This window comes from Nocardioides flavescens, from assembly GCF_009823805.1.
GTDB lineage: Bacteria > Actinomycetota > Actinomycetes > Propionibacteriales > Nocardioidaceae > Nocardioides > Nocardioides flavescens.
The window spans coordinates 45166-64410 of record NZ_WUEK01000015.1; the positions used below are offsets into that span (position 1 = coordinate 45166).

Consider the following 19245-nt stretch of genomic DNA (forward strand, 5'->3'; position numbering starts at 1 on the left):
GCTGCCGTGACGCTGCCCGTCCGACTCTGCATCGTGCTCGCCGTCTGCCTGCTGATCCCGGGTCGAGCCGACCTGCTGGTCCTCAGCGCCGTCGTCCTGCTCGGCATCGCCGTGCACCAGCGAGCGTGGAGCGTCCGGTGAGCTGCGCGCCGCCGTGCTCGCCACCCACGTCGTGCCGCTCGAGGAGGGCGAGTGGGGCTACGAGATGTCCGAGGAGGAGTCGGACGGGTGCGTGCGGGCGTCGTTCGTGCCCTGGGCTCCCAGCCTCAGCGGCAGCCCGTCGACGGGCAGGGTCGGGATGCGCGCCAGGTCGACCTGCAGCGGGGCGGTGGGGGAGAGGTGATGCTCGGCGAGGACCTCGAGGGTCGTGGCGAGCAGCTGGAGCGTCAGGTCCTCACCCGGGCATCGGTGACCCGTGATCGGCCCACCGCCCTGCGGCACCAGGGTCCAGGCGTCGGGCTGACGGCCGAGCCACCGCTCGGGGTCGAAGACCTCGGGCAGCGGGTGGTAGGCCGGGTCGTGGTCGATGCCGACGACGTCCAGCACGATCCGGTCGCCCTCGTGCAGCACGACCCCGTCGAGGGTGACGGGTCGCCGGACCCGGCCGGCGAGGGCCGGGACGAACGGCGCGGTGCGGCGCACCTCCTGGGCGAAGGACCAGCGCCGGGCGGCACCGTCGGGACCGAGGAGCAGCGGCGCCCAGGAGGGGGAGGCGGCCAGCGCGGCCGCGGCGAAGGTGCCGAGCCACGACACCGCGATCGCCGGGCGGACAACGTTGCCGAGCTCGACCCCCGCGACGTGCACACCGGCGTCGAGGTCGGCTACCGCAGCCAGGTGGGTGCCGGGACGCGCGGTGACGCGGCCGGCCCGCACGTCGGCCACGAGCCGGGCGGCCCAGCGGTCGGTGGACACCCGGTCGCGCCAGGCGCGCGCGTAGGCGGAGCCGGCGAAGCCGAACCCGTCGACGGTGCGCGCGTAGCGGTGCGCGAGCCTGCCGGCGTGGGCGGGCGCGAGGTCGACACCGGACCACTCGAGGACCGCCCGACCGTAGGCCTCGACGAGGGCGCCGTGCAGAGCCCGGCCCTCCGGGGGCCACGTCGCGAGGCTCTCCCGCAGGTGCTCCGCGGCGAGCGCGGCGCACCCCGCGACCTGCTCGGGACCGAGCCGGTGGACGAACCCCGCCTTGCGCTCGCGGTGAGCTGTCCCGTCGAGGCCGTGGACGGCACCCCGGCCGAACAGCAGCCAGGCCAGCGGCGGCGGGATCGCGCCGGCGCGTCGGACCACTGACTCGTCGTAGAACACCCGGGCCCCGGCCTCGCCGGCCACGACCACCGCCCGGCGCCCCAGCAGCCGCGCCTCGGCGGCCGCGCGGGCCCGGGTGCGGGTGGGCAGGTGGTCGAGGGCGCGGTAGCCGTCGCGGAGCAGGCGCAGGGCGAGGTCGGTCACGCGTCCCGGTGACCGGCGGCGCGCGTGTCATGCCGCGGGCTGGGTAGCGGTACGACATGGCAGACGAGCAGACGACCCCCGAGCAGCGCATCGACGACGACACCAGCACCGACGACGTCCCCGGCACCGCGGCCGGCGACCCGGTCGCCGGCGCGGAGATCAGCGAGGAGGACAAGGAGCGGGCCGTCGAGCCCGACGACGACGCGCTGGAGGTGGACGGCCCTCAGGCGGGTCACGCGTGACCGTGCGTACGCTGCCCGCGTGGAGTCGCTCGCCGAGACGCTGAGCCGCCGACCGGTCGTCCTCGACGGCGGCCTCGCCACCCTGCTCGAGGCGCACGGACACGACCTCTCGAGCAGCACCTGGTCGGCGAGGCTGCTGCAGGACGACCCCGGCGCGGTCCAGGCGGCCCACGCGGAGTACTACCGCGCCGGCGCCGAGGTGGCGATCTCGGCGTCCTACCAGGTGTCCGAGATCGGCTTCGGCGCCGAGGCGGACGGGCTGCTGCGCGACAGCGTGCAGCTGGCCCGGCGCGCCCGCGACGAGGTCGCCCCGCACGGCTGGGTCGCGGCGTCCGTCGGGCCGTACGGCGCCGCGCTCGCCGACGGCTCGGAGTACACCGGCCGCTACGACCTCGACGTCGCCGGGCTGCGGGCGTTCCACCGCCCCCGCCTCGACGTGCTGCGCGAGGCCGGCGCCGACGTGCTCGCCGTCGAGACCCTGCCGAGCCTCGCCGAGGTGGAGGCGGTGCTCGCCGAGCTGGACGGCTCCGGGCACCCGGCGTGGCTGGCGCTGACCGCCGACGGTGGCCGCACCCGTGCGGGCGAGCCGGTGGCCGAGGCGTTCGCCATGGCGGCCGATGTCGCCGAGGTGGTCGCGGTCGGGGTCAACTGCGTGCCCCCGTCCGGCGTCCTCGCCTCGCTGGACGGGCCCGGCCGGCTCCCGGGCGTCGTCTACCCCAACAGCGGCCAGACCTGGGACGCCGAGGCGCGCGTGTGGGTCGGCGAGCCCGGCTTCGACCCCACCGACGTCGAGGCCTGGCTGGCCGCGGGCGCCCGGCTGGTCGGCGGCTGCTGCCAGACCGGACCCGACGACGTTCGCGCGATCGCCGCGAGCCTCGAGTCCCTCCGCGGCGAGCGCTGAGCGGTGGTCCACCTCCTCCTGGTCGAGGACGACGAGCCCATCCGGCGGTCGTTGTCGCGCGCGCTGGTCGACCTGGGGGCGACGGTCACCACCGCCGGCACCGCGGTCGAGGCGATCAGGGCGCTGCCGGTCGAGCGGCCCGACGCGGTGCTGCTCGACCTCGGTCTGCCCGACCTCGACGGCGCCGACGTGCTCGCCCTGATCCGCGCCCAGGGCGACCTGCCCGTCGTCGTGGCGACCGCCCGCGACGACGAGCGCGAGGTGGTGCGCCTGCTCGACGCGGGCGCCGACGACTACCTCGTGAAGCCGTTCTCGGCCGCCCAGGCGATGGCGCGGGTCCGCGCCGTCCTGCGGCGTACGACGTCCGCCCCGGCCGAGGAGCAGCGCGTCGTCGTCGGCGGGCTCAGCGTCGACGCCGTGTCGCGGACCGCGACGGTCGACGGCGTCGAGCTCGACCTCAACCGCAAGGAGTTCGACCTGCTCCTCGCGCTCGCGTCGCGTCCGGGTCAGGTCGTGTCGAAGCGTCAGCTCCTCGCCGAGGTCTGGCAGCAGCCTTGGGGCGGCGCGGACCGCACCGTCGACGTCCACCTCTCGTGGCTGCGGCGCAAGCTCGGCGAGACCGCCGCGGCGCCGCGCTACCTCCACAGCGTGCGCGGGGTGGGCGTCAAGCTCGTCGCCCCGGGGCTGGGCTCGGGACCAGGGCAAGGCCCGGCGTGAGCCTGCGCGGACGCATCGTCTCGCTGGCCGTCGGCGCGACGGTCGCGGTGCTGGTGCTGTTCGCGGTGCCGGTGTGGCTCCTCGAGGCGCGCACCGCCTCCTCCGACGTCGAGCAGCAGGCGGTGCAGACCGCGCGCTCGGTGGCCGACTACGTCTCGGCCGGTGCCGGGTCGGACGACCTGGAGGCCTACGTCGACCGGGTCAACGACCGCGACGACGCGACCCCGGTCGCGGTGCTGGCTCCCGACGGGACGACGTACGGACCGGACCTGCCGGGTGCCTCCGAGCAGCGCGGATCCGGCCCGGGTGACGGGGACGGGGACCGGGACGGCCCGTTCCTGACCCAGAGCGGCGTCGACGTCGACGACGTCGACGGCGGTCGCCTGGTGCACCTCGTGGTGGGCACGCAGGGCGGGCCGACGTCGGTCGTGGCCTTCGCGAGCGAGGCACGCGTGCGCAGCACGCTGGCCGAGCGCCTGTTCCCGCTCGGCGCGGCCGCGGCGCTCCTGCTGGTCCTGGTCGCCGTCGCGGCCGAGCTGGTCTCGCGCCGCCTGGTGCGCGACCTCGACCGGACCGCGGAGCTGGCCGACGCCATCGCCGTGGGCGCGCCGGCCGGCCGCGTGCCGGAGAGCGGACCGCCCGAGGTGCGCCGGGTGGCGCACGCGCTCAACGGCCTCTCGGAGCGCATCGAGGAGCTGCTCGCCGCGGAGCGCGAGACCGCGGCCGACCTGTCCCACCGGCTGCGGACCCCGCTGATGGCCCTGCGCCTCGACGTCGACGCTCTCGAGCAGGGACGCGCCCGCACCGAGCTCGAGCAGCACGTCACCAGCCTCGAGCGGACGTTGACCGCCGTCATCCACGAGGCCCGCCGCACCCAGCGCGAGGGCGTCGTCGCCCGCTGCGACCCGGGACCGGTCGCCGCCGCGTGCGCGGCGTACTGGCAGCCCCTCATCGAGGACCAGGGCCGCGATCTGGCCGTCGACGTCGCCGACGGACTGCCCGCGGTCCGCTGCTCCGAGCAGGACCTGCGCGACGCGCTCGACGCCCTCGTCGAGAACGCCGTCGCGCACACCCCCGACCTCACCCCGCTCGCGGTGCGAGCCGTCGCAGACCCGTCGGGCGGGGTCACCGTCGAGGTGCGCGACCAGGGAGCCGGCTTCGACCCCGACGCCGTGCGCCGCGGCCGCAGCGACCGTGGCTCGACGGGGCTCGGCCTCGACATCGCCCGCCGGTGCGCGGCCGCCTCGGGCGGTCGGCTCGTGGTCGACCGCGACGGGCCGTGGAGCGTCGTACGCCTCGAGCTGGGGGCTGCCCACAGCGCGATTTGACCTGGATTTGAGGTCGCAGGACGGTGCTGTTGAGCCGCGCCGGGCGAACCTCACTGCATGAGCCACCCCACCACCCGTCTCCTGATGCGGGCCCGGGTCGTCACCGCGGGCCTCGTCGTGGCCGCCGGTGGCGGCACCGGAGCCCTCGCCCTCAGTGCTGCCCACGCCGCCTCCACCGAGGCCGACGGCACCACCGGCAGCTCGACCACCAGCTCCACGTCGACGTCGTCCGACACGAGCTCGACCACGGGCTCGACGTCCGCCAGCCAGTCGCAGCAGCCGGTCGCGGGGAGCCACTCGTCGTGAACGCCCGGCAGTGGCACGACTGGTCGTGCACGGTGCGCCTGGTCGTCGACGGCGAGCCCGCCGAGCTGGACCGCGCCGAGAGCGCGGTGCGCGCGCTCATGGGCGACGTCGAGCGGGCGGTGAGCCGGTTCCGCGACGACAGCGAGCTCAGCCGGGCCAACGCCGCGGCCGGCCGCTGGACGCCGGTCGGGTCGCTCACCCTCCACCTCGTGGACGTCGCACTCGACGCGGCGCGACTGACCGACGGCGCCTGCGACCCCACCGTGGGTCGACACCTCGCGGCCGCCGGCTACGACGACGACCTCGAGGTCGTACGCCGCCGCACGGCCGCGCCGCTCGCCGCCGCGCCCGCGGTCCTGCCCGACTGGCGCCTCGTCGAGGTCGACCACGCCGGCGGTCGCCTGCGGGTGCCGGAGGGTCTCGCCCTCGACCTGGGCGCCACCGCCAAGGCGTGGACGGCCGACGAGGCCGCCGCCCGGGTCCACGACCTGCTGGGCCGCCCGGCCCTCGTCGCCGTGGGCGGCGACCTCGCGGTGGCGGGGGAGCACCCCTGGCCGGTGTCGGTGAGCGAGCACGAGGGCGGCCCCGGCCCGATCCTGACCCTCCACCACGGTGGGCTCGCCACGTCGTCGACGGCCGGCCGCCGGTGGACCACCGCCGACGGCCCCCGTCACCACCTCCTCGACCCGCGCACCGGCCGCCCTGCCGAGGGGCGCTGCCGCACGGTCTCGGTGCGCGGCGCGAGCTGTGTCGAGGCCAACGCGCTCAGCACCGCCGCGCTCGTCACCGGCCGCGTGCCGGAGGGGACGGCGGCGCGGTACGTCACCACCGACGGTCACGTCGAGGTCACCGTGGGGTGGGTCGCATGACGCTGTGGTTCCTGGCCCGTGCCGCCGGCTTCACGGCGGTCGTCGCGGCGTCGTTCGCCGTCGGCCTCGGCGCCCTCGGCTCCTCCTCGCCCGTCGCGTCGCGTCGGGTCCTCACGCAGCTCGCGCACCGCTCGGCCGCGGTGCTCACCCTGGCGTTCCTCGCGCTGCACGTGGTGCTGCTGGTCACCGACAGCCACGTCGACCTCAGCGCGCTCGGCGCGCTGGTGCCGTTCACCGCCGGCTGGCAGCCGGTGGCGCTCGGCCTCGGGACCCTCGCGGCCTACGGCTTCGGAGTCGTGTCCCTCACCGGCGCGCTGCGGGGCCGGTTGGCCGCGAGCGCCGGCGCCGCCCGGGCCTGGCGCGGCGTCCACCTCTCGGCGTACGTCGCCTGGGTGCTGGCCATGGGCCACGGGATCCTCGCCGGCACCGACACCGGCGCCGGCTGGGCCCTCGCCCTGTACGCCGTCTGCGCGGCCGGGGTCGGTGCGGCTGTCGCCGTCCGGCTCGGCGCCCTGGCCCGGGCCCGGCGGGCCCCGCTGCACCGGACCCGCACCCGGGCCCTGGTCGGAGCGGCCCGATGAGCGCCCTGGCTGCGTCCGGGACCGCACCCGGCGGCACGACCGGCACCGTGCGGGCCTGGGGCACGGCCCGCCTGCTCGCCGGCACCGGATCAAGGCGGCGCGTCGACCTCGCCCGCCACCGCAGCGTGCACGCCCCACTGCGCTCCTACGACGCCGCCGGGCTGGCCGAGGCCGCCGAGGCGGTGCGTCTGCTGGGCCGCGGAGGAGCGGCGTTCCCGGTCGCGGTCAAGCTCCGGTCGGTGGCCCCGGGGCCGCGGGCGCAGGTCCTGGTCAACGGCTCCGAGGGCGAGCCCGCCAGCGGCAAGGACCGCGCTCTGCTGCGGCTCGTGCCCCACCTGGTCCTCGACGGCGCCGTCCTGGTGGCCCGCGCGCTGGGCACGGGACGCGTGACGGTCGCCGTCTCCGACGCCGAGGCGCACGCCTCGCTCGACGCGGCGCTGCACGAACGGCCCGACCGCGGGTCGTTCCGCCTCCAGCGCCACGACCACGGCTTCGTCGGCGGAGAGGTGCGGGCCCTCGCGCGGGCTGTCTCGGGCGGCCCCGCCCTGCCCCCCGGTCGGCGCGTGCTGCCCACGGTGCAGGGCGTCGACGGCGACCCGACGTTCGCGTCCAACGCCGAGACCTTCGCGCAGCTCGCGCTGCTCGCCGAGCTCGGGCCGGCGGCGTACGCCTCGGTCGGCTGCGCCGAGGAGCCCGGCACCACCCTGGTCACCCTGCTCGGCGACGTCCCGCACGCGGGGGTCGTGGAGGTGCCGACCGGGCTGCCCCTGCGCGCGCTGCTCGGGGAGGGCACCGGGCCGGTCCTGGTCGGCGGCTACCACGGCACCTGGCTCGCCGACCCGAGCGACCTGGTCCTGAGCCGGCCCGCCCTGCGGGCCGCCGGCGTCTCACTGGGTGCGGCTGTGCTGGCTCGTCTGCCGCACGACACCTGCGCGCTCGGCGAGGCCAGCGCCGTGGCCCACTGGCTGGCCTCGGAGTCGGCCGGGCAGTGCGGCCCCTGCGTGTTCGGGCTGCCCGCGCTCGCGGCCGGTCTCGACGACCTCGCCCGTGGAGGCGACGCCGTCGCGTGCCTGCGCTCGCGCGCCGCACCGCTGCCGGGTCGCGGTGCCTGCGCCCACCCCGACGGCGCGGCGCGGTTCGTCGCCTCGGCCCTCGAGGTGCTCGCGGCGACCGGTGAGCTCGAGGTCCACCGCCGGCAGGGGCAGTGCGGCCGGCCCCTGCGGTACACCCTGCCGGTGGTGGCGCGATGAGGCTCGAGATCGACTGGACCCGCTGCGACGGCCACGGGCTGTGCGCCCGGCTGCTGCCCGAGCGCATCTCCCTGGACCCCGACGGGTTCCCGGTGATCGGCGACGCGCGGCTCGACCCCGTCGCCGACGCCGAGCTCCTGCGCCCCGCCCGGGCCGCGGCCGCGGCCTGCCCCGTGCTCGCCCTGCGCGTCGAGCGCACCCGTCCCCACGCCTGACCACTCCCTCCGCCAGTCCCGCCAGTCCCTTCGCCCCACCTCACCTCAGGAGAAACAACGGTGTTCGATCTCGTCAACGGACTGCCCGTCCACCCGCTCGTCGTGCACGCCGTCGTCGTGCTGCTGCCCCTCGCCTGCCTCGGGACCCTCGCCATCGCGCTGCGACCCGCGTGGCGCGAGCGCTACGGCGTGCTGGTCGTGGCCTGTGCCGCCGTCGCGACCGTCCTCATCCCGGTCGCGACCTCGAGCGGCGAGGCGCTCGAGAAGCGGGTCGGTGACCCGGGCCGGCACGCCGAGCTGGGCGACCAGCTGATCTGGTTCGCCGTCCCGCTGCTGGTCCTCTCCCTCGCGCTCGTCGTCCTCGACAGGCGTCAGCGGCGGTCGGTCGAGCCCACCGGCGAGCGGCGTACGCCGGTGCTGACGCGGGCGGTCGCGGTGCTCGCGCTCGTCGCCGCCATCGCCGCCTCGGTGCAGGTCTACCGGGTCGGCGACTCCGGCGCGAAGGCCGTCTGGGGCGATCAGGTCGCGGCACGCTGAGCGCCCCTTGCGGCCACCGTGGATGATGGGGCCGTGATCGGCGGCAACTTCGAGGACGGAGCCCAGGGCTGGCGGCTCGGTCGGCGTGCCCCGCTGGCCATCGACGTGGCCGACTCGGGCAACCCCGGCGAGGTCGTCGTGCGCCTCGACGGCCCCCTCGACCTCACCACCCACTCGCAGCTGCGCCGGGCGTTCTACGACGACGATCAGGTCGCGGCCGCCCGTGCGGTGGTCGTCGACCTGACCGCCGTGCCCTTCATCGACTCGGCCGGCATCGGTGCCCTCGCCACGGGGCGCAAGGTCGTCGGTGCCCGCAACGGCTCCCTCGCCCTGGTCGCCACCGACGGCCCGGTGCGCCGGCTGCTGCGGGTCACCGCGATGGACCAGGCGCTCCCGGTCTTCGCGACGCTGGACGAGGCAACCGCTCCTTCGTGACCGGGTCGGTCTGACGGAACGCCAGCGGACCCAGGGCGGACGACCCTAGGCTGGTCCGGACCGCCGCCGGCGGGCGAGGGGGGGTCCATGTCGACGGCGCGCGCCGCAGTTCCGGGGACGTCGTACGCGTGGCTCGTCGGCTTCGCCGCCTCCTGGGTCGTGCTCGCCGTGCTCGGTCGACTGCTCGTCGTCGACCAGGCCGCCCTCGTCTGGCCGGCGCTGGGGTTGTCGATCACGTGGTTCCTCGTGCGCCGGGTGGGGTTCCGCAGCCTCGACACGGTCGTCCTGGCGACGGCGGCGTTCGCGACCCTCCTGCTGTCGGGGAGCCCGCTCGGCGTCGCCGTGATCGGCGCCGTCACCAACGGGCTCCAGGCTCCCGCGGCCGTCGCCCTGCTGCGCCGATGGCTGCCGGGTCTCGACCCGCTGACCGGAGTGCGCGGACTCGACTCCGCGCAGGCGCTCGCACGTTTCTTCGGTGCGGTGCTCGTGCCGGTCGTCCTGGCTGCCGTCGTCGGTGTCGTGGGTCTCGTGCTGCTGGGGCTGCCCACCTCGCCCGTCCTCGGACCGATGCTGGTCGGTCGCAACCTGTGCGGTGGCCTCGTGGTCAGCACGCTGACGCTCGTCCTGCTCGCTCCGGTCCTGACCCGGCGCCGTCCCCACCGCCCCGACACCCGCGCGGCGGCCGAGGGCGCGGGCGCGTTCGTGCTCGCGGCGGCGCTGCTGTGGCTCGACACGGTGGCGACGCAGGCCCCGGTCGGCTTCCTGGTCCTGGGTGTGGCGGTCTGGGTCGGCACCCGCTGCGGTGTCGTCGTCAACGTGTGGTTCGCCGCGACGACCGGTGCCGCGGTCGTGGCCGCGACCCTCTTCGACGCGGGGACCTTCGCGGCGGCCAGCAGCGAGGTGGGCAGTCTGCTCTCGCAGCTGTTCGTCGTGGCGGTGTTCGGCATCTGCCTCGCGCTGGCCACGGGCCGCGCCGAGACCGCGCGGCTGCAGGTGGCGCTCGCCGACGCCGCGGCCGACGCCGCGGAGCGCGCGGCGTTCCTCGACGCCACCATGGCGGCCGTGCACGAGGGCATCCTCGTCATCGACGAGCAGCGCACGGTCACCTTCGCCAACCCCGCCGCCGGCCGCCTGCTCGGCGTCGACCCGACGGCGGAGCTGGCGTGGCTGGCGCCGTTCACGTCGTTCGTCGTCGACGGTGAGCAGGTGCCGCCCGAGGACCGTCCGCTCGCGCGGGCGCTGCGCGGCGAGGACGTGCAGGACGCCGAGGCCTGGGTGGGCGAGGACCCGCCGCGCGTGCTCTCCTTCGGAGCCCGGCAGCTGCGCACCCCGGGCCGCGAGGTGCGCGCGGTCCTGAGCCTGCGCGACGTGACGACCGAGCACACCCAGCGCGAGGCCCTCGAGACCTTCGCGGGCGTGGTCGCCCACGACCTGCAGAACCCCTTGGCCGCGATCGACGGGTGGGTCGACCTGCTGGCCGACCACCTCTCGCCACCGTCCGGCGCCGACGGTGGCGACCCCACGACAGCCGCGTTCCTGGCGCGCATCCGGACCTCGAGCGCCCGGATGCGGGCGCTGATCGGGGAGCTGCTCGCCTACGCGACGGTGAAGGACAAGCAGCTGGACCCGCAGGACGTCGACCTCTCCGAGGTCGTCACGCAGATCGCCCACGAGCGGGGCCGGGTCGGCCAGGTCGTGAGCGGCCCGCTGCCGACCGTGTGCGCCGACCCGACGCTCGTCTACCAGCTCCTCGACAACCTCATCGGCAACGCCCTGAAGTTCACCGCGCCCGGGGTCGAGCCCCACGTGATCGTGCGGGCCGCGCTCGGCCCGGCCCGCGACGGCCTGACGGAGGTCGAGGTCACCGACAACGGCACGGGCATCCCGAACGGGCTGCACGACGAGGTCTTCTCGGAGTTCCGCCGCGCTCACGGGGCGAGCCACCGCGGCCACGGACTCGGCCTCGCCATCTGCCGGCGCATCGTCGCCCGCCACGGCGGCACCATCAGCGCCCACGACCGGGTGGAAGCGAGCGGCACGACGTTCCGGTTCTCGCTGCCCACGGCCGCGCCGATACCCGCGCCGGTCCCTGCACCGGCGGCCTGACTGCCGCCAGGTGGTGCGACGTCGCACTCTGCGGCCTTGTGGGGTGCCGCCGCCCGTCGTGAGGATCGAGGCACCTGACCCGAACGCAGAGGAGTGCTGAGACCGTGACCGAGTCACACCCCGACATCCCGGGCCCCATCGCCGACGCGCTGGCCGAGGCCGACGCCGCGCTGGGCCGCCTCGGCGCCGCGCTGGCCCAGCTCGGTGACGGTGACCTCCACCGGGCGCACCGCGACGGTGGCTGGACCGTGGCTCAGGTCGTCTCCCACATCAACATGTGCGCCCTGCTCTGGCTCGGCGACCTCAAGCGGATCGAGTGCGACCCCGAGCTGCGCTTCGTCTTCCGCGAGGAGGTCGGGCACGACCTGACGGGCTACCCGCCGCCGACCATCGAGCTCGCGCGCCAGCAGCTCGCCAGCACCCGCCGGACCCTGGCCACCGCCGGACCGGTCGTCAGCGCCGACGTGCTCGCCCGCACCATCGAGATCCCCGACCTCGGCACCATGACGGTCGAGGAGTGGAGCCCGCTGATCATCGGCCACGCCTCCAGCCACACCGAGCAGGCCTTCGAGATCATGCGCGACCGCGAGTTCGCGCCCGAGGGGGTCTGACCGTGCGCGCAGCGGTGCTCACCGCGCTCGAGACCGTCGAGCTCCAGGAACGTCCCGAGCCGACCGCGCGACCCGGCTGGGTCGTGCTCACCGTCGAGGCCGCCTCGCTCTGCGGCACCGACGTCCACCAGTACGACGGTCGCATCGACACGCCGTTCCCGCGGGTCCCGGGCCACGACTTCTCCGGCCGGGTCGAGAGCGTCGGCGAGGGCGTCGACGAGTCGTGGATCGGCAAGCCGGTGGCGGTGAAGCCGTCGCTGCCGTGCGGCGACTGCCCCGAGTGCCACACCGACAAGCCGTTCGACTGCAAGCGCAAGAAGCTGATCGGGCTGTGGTCCGACGGGTGCCTGACCGAGAAGATCGCGGTGCCGGTGGTCAACCTGATCCCGCGCCCCGACGGCGTCGAGCCGTGGCAGGCCTCGCTGCTCGAGCCGCTGGCGGTGGGCCTCAACACCGTGGACCGGCTGCGCATCATCCTGGGCGAGAGCGTCGTCGTGCTGGGCCAGGGCCCGATCGGCCTGGCCCTGACCCGGCTCTGCTCGCTCTCCGGTGCGGGGCGCCTGATCGTGACCGACGCCCGCGAGGCGCCGTTCGCGGTCTCCCGGGCCTACGGCGCGAGCGACTGCATCAACGTCCTCGAGACCGACGCGACGCAGGCCGTCCTCGACCTGACCGACGGGATCGGGGCCGACATCGTGATCGAGACGAGCGGCTTCCCGGCGTCGTCGGCGATGGTGCTCGACGCGGTGCGCAAGGAGGGCAAGGTCGCCCACATCGGGTGGGCCAACGACCTGCCGCCGCTGCCGGTCATCCCGATCATGGCCAAGACGCTCACCGTCTTCGGCGTGGGCGGCAACGGCGGCCGGGGTCAGTACGAGCGGGCGCTCGAGCTGGTCCGCTCCGGTCGCATCGACCTCGACCCGATGGTGACCCACCGGTTCTCCCTCGACGACGTCGAGGAGGCCTTCGCGACCGCGGCCTCGAAGACCGACGGCTCCATCAAGGTCGTCGTCAACCCCTGACCCGCGCCGGAGCTCAGCCGGCCGCCCGCTTGTAGGGGTCCGGCGGGAACCAGCCGCGCTCGACCACGCGGGTCGCCCAGCCGTCCAGCCGGGCGACCAGCGTGGCGAGGGCGTCGCCCAGGGAGTCGACCACCGACTGCTCCGCCGCGTCGGTCGAGGTCTCGATGCGCTCGCGCAGCGTGGTGCCGGCGGCGGTGAGGGCGTCGCCGGACACCAGGCCGCGCTCCTCGAGGGCGGCCGTGCCGGCGGCCATCGCCTCGGGCGACCACCCGCGCGAGGCGGTGTAGGTCGTGGGCTCCCAGCCGATCCAGAGCTCGGTGAGGGCGTTGGCCTGGACGCCGTCGAGACCGGCGAGCACGGTCGCGGCCAGGTGGGCGTCGCCGCGGTGCTCGCGCAGCAGCGTGCAGGCGTGCCACAGCGCGGCGTACGGGTCCTCGGGCCACGGCTGGGCGGCGAGACCGGCGAACAGGGCGCGGCCGTGGGCCGGTGCCGACTCGGCCGCGGCGCGCAGCGCCGAGACCGTCTGCTCGAGCCCGTCGAGCTCCGCGGCCTCGCCCAGGACGGCGCTCAGCGCCGCGCTCGAGCCCTCGAGCTTCGCGGCCCGGACGTCCTCGAGGCCGCACGTCGCCCGACCCGAGGCGTAGACGTCTGCGATCAGTCCCGGCTCGAAGACGCCGAAGGCCGCGGCGGCGACCGCCGGCTCCGGCTCGCCGAGGGCGCTGGCCCGTCCCCAGACGTAGCCCTGGAGGAAGTCGAGTCCCCGTGCGGCGTAGGCGTCGTAGGCCGGCTCGCTCCAGAAGCAGATCGTGGCGAGCGGCTCGATGGCGTCGCGCAGGGCGCGGGCGGGGCTCGACCAGTCGAGCTCGCGGGTCTCCCCCTCGCGGGGGCCGAAGAAGGCGGCCTGGGCCTCGGTGTAGTCCATGGCCGCGAGCATGGACGGCCGCGGGTCCTCTCCACCAGAGCGGCGGAGCAGGTGTGCAGGGATCGGATGAGCGGTCGCAGCAGCGGGATAGAGGCGGCTCCGAGCCCGGTCGAGACTGGGACGGTGGACCTCCCTGCCCGCGTCGCCCCGGTCGAGCTCGTCGAGGTCGGGCCGCGCGACGGACTGCAGAACGAGAACCGGCCGCTGCCCGTCGGGACCCGAGTCGAGCTGATCGGCCGTCTCCTCGACCTCGGCGTGCGTCGCCTGGAGGCGGTGAGCTTCGTCCGACCCGACCGCGTGCCGCAGATGGTGGGCGCCGAGGAGGTGATGGCGGCTCTGCCGCAGCGCGACGACGTGACGTACGTCGGGCTCGTCCTGAACCGGCGCGGCGCGGTGCGGGCGGTCGAGACGGCGTGCGACGAGATCAACGTCGTGGTCCCGGTGACCGACGCCTTCGCCGAGCGCAACCAGGGCGCACCGGTCGCGGCCCTGCTCGACGAGGCCGCCGGCGCGGTCGAGGTGGCGCGCGGGGCGGGAAGGTCGGTGTCGGTGACGCTGGCCGTCGCCTTCGGCTGCCCCTTCAGCGGGCCGGTCGCACCCGAGCGGGTCGCGGATGTCGCCGAGGCGGCGCTCGCGCTCGGCATCGACGAGCTCGCCCTGGCCGACACCATCGGCGTCGGCGTGCCCGCCCAGGTCCGCGGGCTCACAGCCCTGGTGCAGGGTGACGAGCGGCTGCGCCGCCTGCGGTTCCACTTCCACAACACGCGCAACACGGGCTACGCCAACGCCGCGGCGGCTGCCGACCTCGCACTCGACGTCCCGATCGCCCTGGACGCCTCCATCGGCGGCTTCGGCGGGTGCCCGTTCGCCCCGGCGGCGACCGGCAACATCGCCACCGAGGACCTCTTCTACCTCCTGCGCGAGAGCGGCGTGCCGACCACCGGTCCGGCCGACCTCGACCTCGGCGCTGCAGCCGAGGTCTCCACCTGGCTCTCCGAGCAGCTCGACAGTCCGGTCACCGCCCAGCTCGGCAGGGCCGGCGACGCGCGGGTGCGCGCATGAGGCTCGACGCCGACCGACCCCTGGCCGGCCTGCGGGTCGTCGAGCTGGGCAACTTCATCGCCGCACCGACGGCGGGTCGCCTGCTGGCGGACTTCGGCGCCGAGGTGATCAAGGTCGAGCGTCCCGGCACGGGCGACGAGCTGCGCAACTGGCGCCTCTACGCGGGGGACACCTCGATGCTCTACCGCACCATCAACCGGGGCAAGCTCTCGATCGAGCTCGACCTGCGCACCGAGGAGGGCCGCGAGGTCGTCCTCGACCTCCTGCGGCGCTCCGACGCGCTCATCGAGAACTTCCGCCCGGGCACGCTCGACCGGTGGGGTCTCGACGCCGCGACGCTGACGGAGGCCAACCCCGAGCTGGTCGTCGCCCGGGTCTCGGCGTTCGGTCAGACCGGGCCGATGGCTGCGCGACCAGGCTTCGCGGCCGTGGCCGAGGCGTTCGGCGGCATGAGGGACCTGGTCGGCGAGGCCGACCGACCGCCCGCCCGGGTGGGGGTGTCGATCGGCGACTCGATCGCCGGGCTGTACGCCGCCTTCGGGGTGCTGATGTCGCTGTTCGACCGCGAGCAGCGCCGCCGCCTGGGCGAGGGCCCGGTCGGGCCCGGGCAGCGCCACGTCGACGTCGCCCTGCACGAGGCCGTCTTCTCGATGATGGAGTCGCTGGTGCCCGACTACTCCGCCCACCACGTGCTGCGCGAGCGGACCGGGGGACGGATGGAGGGGATCGCACCGTCAAACGCCTACGTCTGCGCCGACGGGCACTCGGTGGTCGTGGCCGGCAACGCCGACTCCATCTTCGGCCGCTGCATGCGGGCCATCGACCGTGAGGACCTCGCCTCGGACCCGGGCCTGGCCACCAACGCGCAGCGCTGGGCCCGGCGCGACGAGCTCGACCGGGCGATCGAGGCCTGGACCCGCACCCTGCCGCGGGCCGACGTGCTGGCCCGCCTGGACGAGGCCGGCGTGCCCGCCGGGCCGATCTACGTCGCCTCCGACATCGTGGACGACCCGCAGTACGTCGCCCGCGCGATGGTCCAGCCGCTGCCGGTCGACGTCGACGGCACGGTGCAGGAGGTCCTGTTCCCGGGTGTGGTGCCGGTGCTGGGGGAGCGCTCGCTGCCGCTCACCGGCGCCGGCCCGGACCTCGGGGCCCACACCCACGAGGTGCTGACCCGCATCCTGGGACGCGAGTGCGACTGTGCAGCGTGTCGCACCGACGTCCCCGGCACCTCGACCAGCACCCCGACCAGCACCCCGGAGGAGACCGCGTGAGCGACCGTCCCGACCTCGACACCCTGCGTGCGATCTCCCGCCGGGTGCGCTGGGAGGCCACGGCCATCGTCGACGCCGCCAACCGCGGTCGTCCCAACGACACCGGGGTCAAGGTCGGCGGCCACCAGGCCTCCTCGGCCTCGATGGTCGACATCGTGGTCGCGTTGTGGTTCCACGAGCTGACCAGCCTGGACCGGGTCTCGGTCAAGCCGCACGCCTCGCCGGTGCTGCACGCGGTCAACCACCTGCTCGGCACCCTCGACCCGGCGTACCTCACGACCCTGCGCGCCCAGGGCGGCATCCAGGCCTACCCCTCGCGCCGCAAGGACCCCGACCCGGTCGATTTCAGCACCGGCTCGGTCGGCATCGGTGCGACCGCGACCCTGTGGGCGGCCATCGCCCACCGCTACGCCCGCTCGCAGTTCCCGACGACACCCGAGGCGGGCCGCTTCATCAGCCTCCTCGGCGACGCGGAGCTCGACGAGGGGGCCATCTGGGAGGCCGTCGCCGACCCGCAGGTCGCCAGCCTCGGCGAGCTGCTGTGGGTGGTCGACCTCAACCGCCAGTCTCTCGACCGGGTGGTCCCCGACATCCAGATCCAGCGGCTCCAGGCGATGTTCGAGGCCGGCGGCTGGCAGGTCGTCACCTTGAAGTGGGGCTCGGTCGTGTCCGAGCTGTTCGAGCGCGACGGCGGCGAGGAGCTGCGCGAGCGGCTCGAGTCGATGCCCAACGAGGAGTACCAGCGCGCGCTGCGGGTCGCACCCGACGAGCTGGCCGAGCGGATCGCCGGCGACTCCGGCTCGCCGAGGCTGCGCGCCCTTCTCGTGTCGGTGAGCCCGGGGCATCTCGCCGAGGCCCTGCGCGACCTCGGCGGTCACGACCTCGGGCTGCTGGTGGACACGTTCGAGACGGTCGACGACCACCGCCCGACGGTCGTGTTCGCCTACACCGTGAAGGGTCGGGGGCTGCCCACCGAGGGCCACCCCCAGAACCACTCGGCCTTGCTGACCGGCGCGCAGATGCAGACCCTCGCCGAGAGCTCCGGCACCTCGCTCGACGACCCGTTCGCGCCGTTCGACCCCGACTCCCCGGCGGGGCTGCTCTGCGCCCGGCGGGCTCGCGAGCTCAGCCGCCCGGACGTGCCGGCACCCGCCCCGCTCGCCGTCCCGACCGAGCTGGGTCACCCGCACCGCAAGGCGGCGTCCACGCAGGCCACGCTCGGCCGGCTCCTCGCCGACCTGGTCCGCGACGCCCCGGCGGCCGCGTCGCGCGTCGTGACGTGCAGCCCCGACGTGGCCTCCTCGACCAACCTCGGCGGTTGGATCAACAAGACCGGCGTCTGGTCGGTGGCCGAGCGCCGGGACTGGTTCGTCGACGACGCCGAGCGGCTGCTGCGCTGGTCGGAGTCGCAGTCGGGCCAGCACCTCGAGCTCGGCATCGCCGAGGTCAACCTGGTCGGTCTCCTCGGTGAGCTGGGCGCGACGTGGTCGCGCTGGGGCGAGCGGCTGATCCCGATCGCGACGCTCTACGACCCGTTCGTCGGTCGGGCACTTGAGCCCTGGTCCTTCGGCCTGTACGCCGGCGGGCAGTCGATCCTCGTCGGCACGCCGTCCGGGGTCACGCTCTCCTCGGAGGGTGGCGCCCACCAGTCCGTGTCGACACCGTCGATCGGGCTGGAGCAGCCGGGCTGCACAGCCTGGGAGCCGGCGTTCGCCCAGGACCTCGAATGGTGCTTCCTGCACGCGATGGCCCAGGTGGGGGTGCCCGGCGGGACCTCGGCGTACTTCCGGCTCTCGACGCGCCCAGTGGACCCGGCGCGGGCGCAGGTGCCAGAGACGGCGGACCTGCGCGAGCGCCGCCGCCGGCTGGCCGTCGCGGGCGGCTACCGGCTGTCCGCCCACGGGGCCGAGCGCGACGAGGTGACGCTCGTGGGCGTCGGGGCGATCATGCCGGAGGTCCTCGACGCGGCGGACGCGCTGGAGGCTGCGGGGGTCCGCGCCGGGGTGCTGTGCCTGACCAGTCCCGACCTGGTCTTCCGCTCGCTCCAGGCCCGCGGACGCCGTGACGGCGCCGACGCCTCGGACGTCCTCGACGTGCTGCTGCCGGCGGCGCACCCCGCGCCCCTGGTCACCGTGCTCGACGGCCACCCGCACACGCTGGCCTTCCTCGCGGCCGCACGCGGCGACCGGATCCGCTGCCTCGGGGTCAGCGAGTTCGGGGAGTCCTCGAGCCTGCCGGACGCCTACCGTCGCCACGGCATCGACCGCGCCGCCATCGTCGGCGCCGCCCTCGACCTGCTCGGCCGGTGACCCGCCGATCGTCTGCCTAGACTCGGGACCGAGGCCGTGACCGGCGCCACACCTGCGTCCCGGGCGGCCACGGAGGAGGAGACGTGGTCCAGGAGTACCTCAGCAGTTCTCCCGTCGCCAGCACGACGAGCCTCGAGGAGGCTCGTGAGGCGGTGGCCCGAGTCTACCTCCCGCACCACCTCGAGGGCCGTCACGACCGGATGGACATGCGCCTCAATGCCGTCACCGACCGGCAGCTGACCCTGGGCTACCTGACCTACGGCGCCGAGACGGCGCTGCACATGCCGCCGACGGACACCTGCTACCACGTCAACCTCACCACCGCCGGCACCACCGCGGCGAGCCGCAGCGACGGCGCCAGCGCACACACCTCGGCGCAGCGCGCCGGCACCGTCCTGCTGCCCGACGAGCAGACCACCGTGCACTGGGCCCCGGACGCCGAGCAGCTCATCCTCAAGGTCACCCGGGCCAGCCTCGAGTCGCACCTCGCCGACCTCCTCGGCCGCCCGGTCGCCGACATCGTCGACTTCGACCTGCAGCTCGACCTCGCCGGTCCCGCCGGTGCGTCGCTCCTGCGCGCCGTGTCCTTCCTCGCGACCGAGCTCGACCGCGTCGACGGCCTCGCCGGCTCCCCGCTGGCCCGGGCCCAGCTGGAGTCCTTCGTGCTCACCCAGCTGCTCATGGCCGGCCGCCACCAGTACTCCGACGCGCTGGCGGGTGAGGGGGAGCGCGACCGCCTCGGCCGGCTCGCGCCCGTCGTCGCCCACATCGAGGCCCACGCCGACGCCGAGCTCACGCCCGAGGTCCTCGCCCGCGTCGGGTGCGTCAGTGTCCGCACCCTGCACGCGGCGTTCCAGGAGCGACTGGGTTCCTCGCCCATGGCCTACGTCCGCAAGGTCCGCCTCGGCAAGGTGCGGGCCGAGCTCCTGCGCAGCGACCCCGGCCGGACCCGGGTGACCGACGTCGCGACCGCGTGGGGCTTCTACCACCAGTCGCGCTTCGCCCAGCAGTACCGCGACGAGTTCGGCGAGCTGCCCAGCGTCACGCTGCAGAGCTGACCGCCGGTGCTCTGCACTGAGCGGCCTGCGGCGGGCACGGAGGGGATAGCGGCG

21 protein-coding genes are annotated in these 19245 nt (G+C 75.3%); 19 read left to right on the plus strand and 2 right to left on the minus strand.

Features of this window, described 5'->3' with window-relative positions; genetic code table 11:
- Positions 1–6 precede the first annotated feature (6 nt).
- Positions 7–141: a hypothetical protein gene (locus tag GRQ65_RS23595; protein WP_272917775.1), complete on the plus strand. Its 135-nt coding sequence runs from the start codon at positions 7–9 to the stop codon at positions 139–141.
- Positions 142–198: 57 nt separating this feature from the next.
- Here GRQ65_RS23595 and GRQ65_RS24210 read toward each other — a convergent pair whose 3' ends face one another.
- Positions 199–1446, minus strand: a complete 1248-nt coding sequence (locus GRQ65_RS24210; protein ID WP_160879744.1) for a cytochrome P450 — start codon at positions 1444–1446, stop codon at positions 199–201.
- A 56-nt stretch (positions 1447–1502) separates the two neighbouring features.
- On the opposite strand from GRQ65_RS24210, the gene GRQ65_RS19870 reads away from it, so the two are divergent.
- From GRQ65_RS19870 to GRQ65_RS19935, 14 genes are all read left to right on the plus strand, one after another.
- Positions 1503–1688: a hypothetical protein gene (locus GRQ65_RS19870; RefSeq protein WP_160879745.1), complete on the plus strand. Its 186-nt coding sequence runs from the start codon at positions 1503–1505 to the stop codon at positions 1686–1688.
- A 19-nt stretch (positions 1689–1707) separates the two neighbouring features.
- Positions 1708–2589 (plus strand): homocysteine S-methyltransferase, encoded by an 882-nt coding sequence (gene mmuM / locus GRQ65_RS19875; RefSeq protein WP_160879746.1) that lies wholly within the window; start codon positions 1708–1710, stop codon positions 2587–2589.
- Positions 2590–2592: 3 nt separating this feature from the next.
- Positions 2593–3306, plus strand: coding sequence for a response regulator (locus GRQ65_RS19880; RefSeq protein WP_160879747.1), 714 nt, complete (start codon positions 2593–2595; stop codon positions 3304–3306).
- A complete protein-coding gene (locus GRQ65_RS19885; protein WP_160879748.1) occupies positions 3303–4634 on the plus strand; it encodes an ATP-binding protein in 1332 nt (443 codons plus the stop codon). Before GRQ65_RS19880 ends, GRQ65_RS19885 begins: the two co-directional genes overlap by 4 nt.
- A 57-nt stretch (positions 4635–4691) precedes the next feature.
- Positions 4692–4940 (plus strand): hypothetical protein, encoded by a 249-nt coding sequence (locus GRQ65_RS19890; RefSeq protein WP_160879749.1) that lies wholly within the window; start codon positions 4692–4694, stop codon positions 4938–4940.
- A complete protein-coding gene (locus GRQ65_RS19895) occupies positions 4937–5809 on the plus strand; it encodes an FAD:protein FMN transferase (protein WP_160879750.1) in 873 nt (290 codons plus the stop codon). The genes GRQ65_RS19890 and GRQ65_RS19895 overlap by 4 nt, the downstream gene beginning before the upstream one ends.
- Entirely contained in the window at positions 5806–6390 is a 585-nt protein-coding gene (locus GRQ65_RS19900) for a ferric reductase (protein ID WP_160879751.1), read from the plus strand. The genes GRQ65_RS19895 and GRQ65_RS19900 overlap by 4 nt, the downstream gene beginning before the upstream one ends.
- On the plus strand, positions 6387–7640 hold the full coding sequence (locus GRQ65_RS19905) for an NADH-ubiquinone oxidoreductase-F iron-sulfur binding region domain-containing protein (RefSeq protein WP_160879752.1): 1254 nt from the start codon (positions 6387–6389) through the stop codon (positions 7638–7640). The genes GRQ65_RS19900 and GRQ65_RS19905 overlap by 4 nt, the downstream gene beginning before the upstream one ends.
- Positions 7637–7855 carry a ferredoxin gene (locus GRQ65_RS19910; protein ID WP_160879753.1) on the plus strand — a complete coding sequence of 73 codons (219 nt, stop codon included), beginning with the start codon at positions 7637–7639 and terminating at the stop codon, positions 7853–7855. Before GRQ65_RS19905 ends, GRQ65_RS19910 begins: the two co-directional genes overlap by 4 nt.
- Positions 7856–7915: 60 nt before the next feature.
- Entirely contained in the window at positions 7916–8392 is a 477-nt protein-coding gene (locus tag GRQ65_RS19915; RefSeq protein WP_160879754.1) for a DUF2231 domain-containing protein, read from the plus strand.
- Between the two features lie 33 nt (positions 8393–8425).
- Entirely contained in the window at positions 8426–8827 is a 402-nt protein-coding gene (locus tag GRQ65_RS23090) for an anti-sigma factor antagonist (protein ID WP_160879755.1), read from the plus strand.
- 87 nt (positions 8828–8914) lie between these two features.
- A complete protein-coding gene (locus tag GRQ65_RS19925; RefSeq protein ID WP_160879756.1) occupies positions 8915–10933 on the plus strand; it encodes a sensor histidine kinase in 2019 nt (672 codons plus the stop codon).
- 104 nt (positions 10934–11037) lie between these two features.
- Positions 11038–11544 carry a DinB family protein gene (locus GRQ65_RS19930; RefSeq protein WP_160879757.1) on the plus strand — a complete coding sequence of 169 codons (507 nt, stop codon included), beginning with the start codon at positions 11038–11040 and terminating at the stop codon, positions 11542–11544.
- Between the two features lie 2 nt (positions 11545–11546).
- Positions 11547–12566 carry an alcohol dehydrogenase catalytic domain-containing protein gene (locus GRQ65_RS19935; RefSeq protein WP_160879758.1) on the plus strand — a complete coding sequence of 340 codons (1020 nt, stop codon included), beginning with the start codon at positions 11547–11549 and terminating at the stop codon, positions 12564–12566.
- A gap of 13 nt (positions 12567–12579) precedes the next feature.
- Here GRQ65_RS19935 and GRQ65_RS19940 read toward each other — a convergent pair whose 3' ends face one another.
- Positions 12580–13488 (minus strand): SCO6745 family protein, encoded by a 909-nt coding sequence (locus tag GRQ65_RS19940; protein ID WP_160879759.1) that lies wholly within the window; start codon positions 13486–13488, stop codon positions 12580–12582.
- A gap of 123 nt (positions 13489–13611) precedes the next feature.
- Between GRQ65_RS19940 and GRQ65_RS19945 the strand changes: the two genes are divergently transcribed.
- From GRQ65_RS19945 to GRQ65_RS24215, 4 genes are all read left to right on the plus strand, one after another.
- On the plus strand, positions 13612–14550 hold the full coding sequence (locus GRQ65_RS19945; RefSeq protein WP_202388421.1) for a hydroxymethylglutaryl-CoA lyase: 939 nt from the start codon (positions 13612–13614) through the stop codon (positions 14548–14550).
- On the plus strand, positions 14547–15824 hold the full coding sequence (locus GRQ65_RS19950) for a CaiB/BaiF CoA transferase family protein (RefSeq protein ID WP_160879761.1): 1278 nt from the start codon (positions 14547–14549) through the stop codon (positions 15822–15824). The genes GRQ65_RS19945 and GRQ65_RS19950 overlap by 4 nt, the downstream gene beginning before the upstream one ends.
- The gene (locus GRQ65_RS19955; protein ID WP_160879762.1) at positions 15821–18133 is read left to right on the plus strand and encodes a thiamine pyrophosphate-binding protein; all 2313 of its coding nucleotides are present in this window, start codon (positions 15821–15823) and stop codon (positions 18131–18133) included. The genes GRQ65_RS19950 and GRQ65_RS19955 overlap by 4 nt, the downstream gene beginning before the upstream one ends.
- An 83-nt stretch (positions 18134–18216) precedes the next feature.
- On the plus strand, positions 18217–19191 hold the full coding sequence (locus GRQ65_RS24215; protein ID WP_160879763.1) for an AraC-like ligand-binding domain-containing protein: 975 nt from the start codon (positions 18217–18219) through the stop codon (positions 19189–19191).
- Positions 19192–19245: the final 54 nt, after the last annotated feature.

Coding starts and splice junctions, on each gene's coding strand:
- GRQ65_RS19890 (WP_160879749.1), top strand. CDS start 4,692: ATGAGCCACCCCACCACCCGTCTCCTGATGCGGGCCCGGGTCGTCACC.
- GRQ65_RS19925 (WP_160879756.1), top strand. CDS start 8,915: ATGTCGACGGCGCGCGCCGCAGTTCCGGGGACGTCGTACGCGTGGCTC.
- GRQ65_RS19950 (WP_160879761.1), top strand. CDS start 14,547: ATGAGGCTCGACGCCGACCGACCCCTGGCCGGCCTGCGGGTCGTCGAG.
- GRQ65_RS19870 (WP_160879745.1), top strand. CDS start 1,503: ATGGCAGACGAGCAGACGACCCCCGAGCAGCGCATCGACGACGACACC.
- GRQ65_RS19900 (WP_160879751.1), top strand. CDS start 5,806: ATGACGCTGTGGTTCCTGGCCCGTGCCGCCGGCTTCACGGCGGTCGTC.
- GRQ65_RS19910 (WP_160879753.1), top strand. CDS start 7,637: ATGAGGCTCGAGATCGACTGGACCCGCTGCGACGGCCACGGGCTGTGC.
- GRQ65_RS19940 (WP_160879759.1), bottom strand. CDS start 13,488: ATGGACTACACCGAGGCCCAGGCCGCCTTCTTCGGCCCCCGCGAGGGG.
- GRQ65_RS19905 (WP_160879752.1), top strand. CDS start 6,387: ATGAGCGCCCTGGCTGCGTCCGGGACCGCACCCGGCGGCACGACCGGC.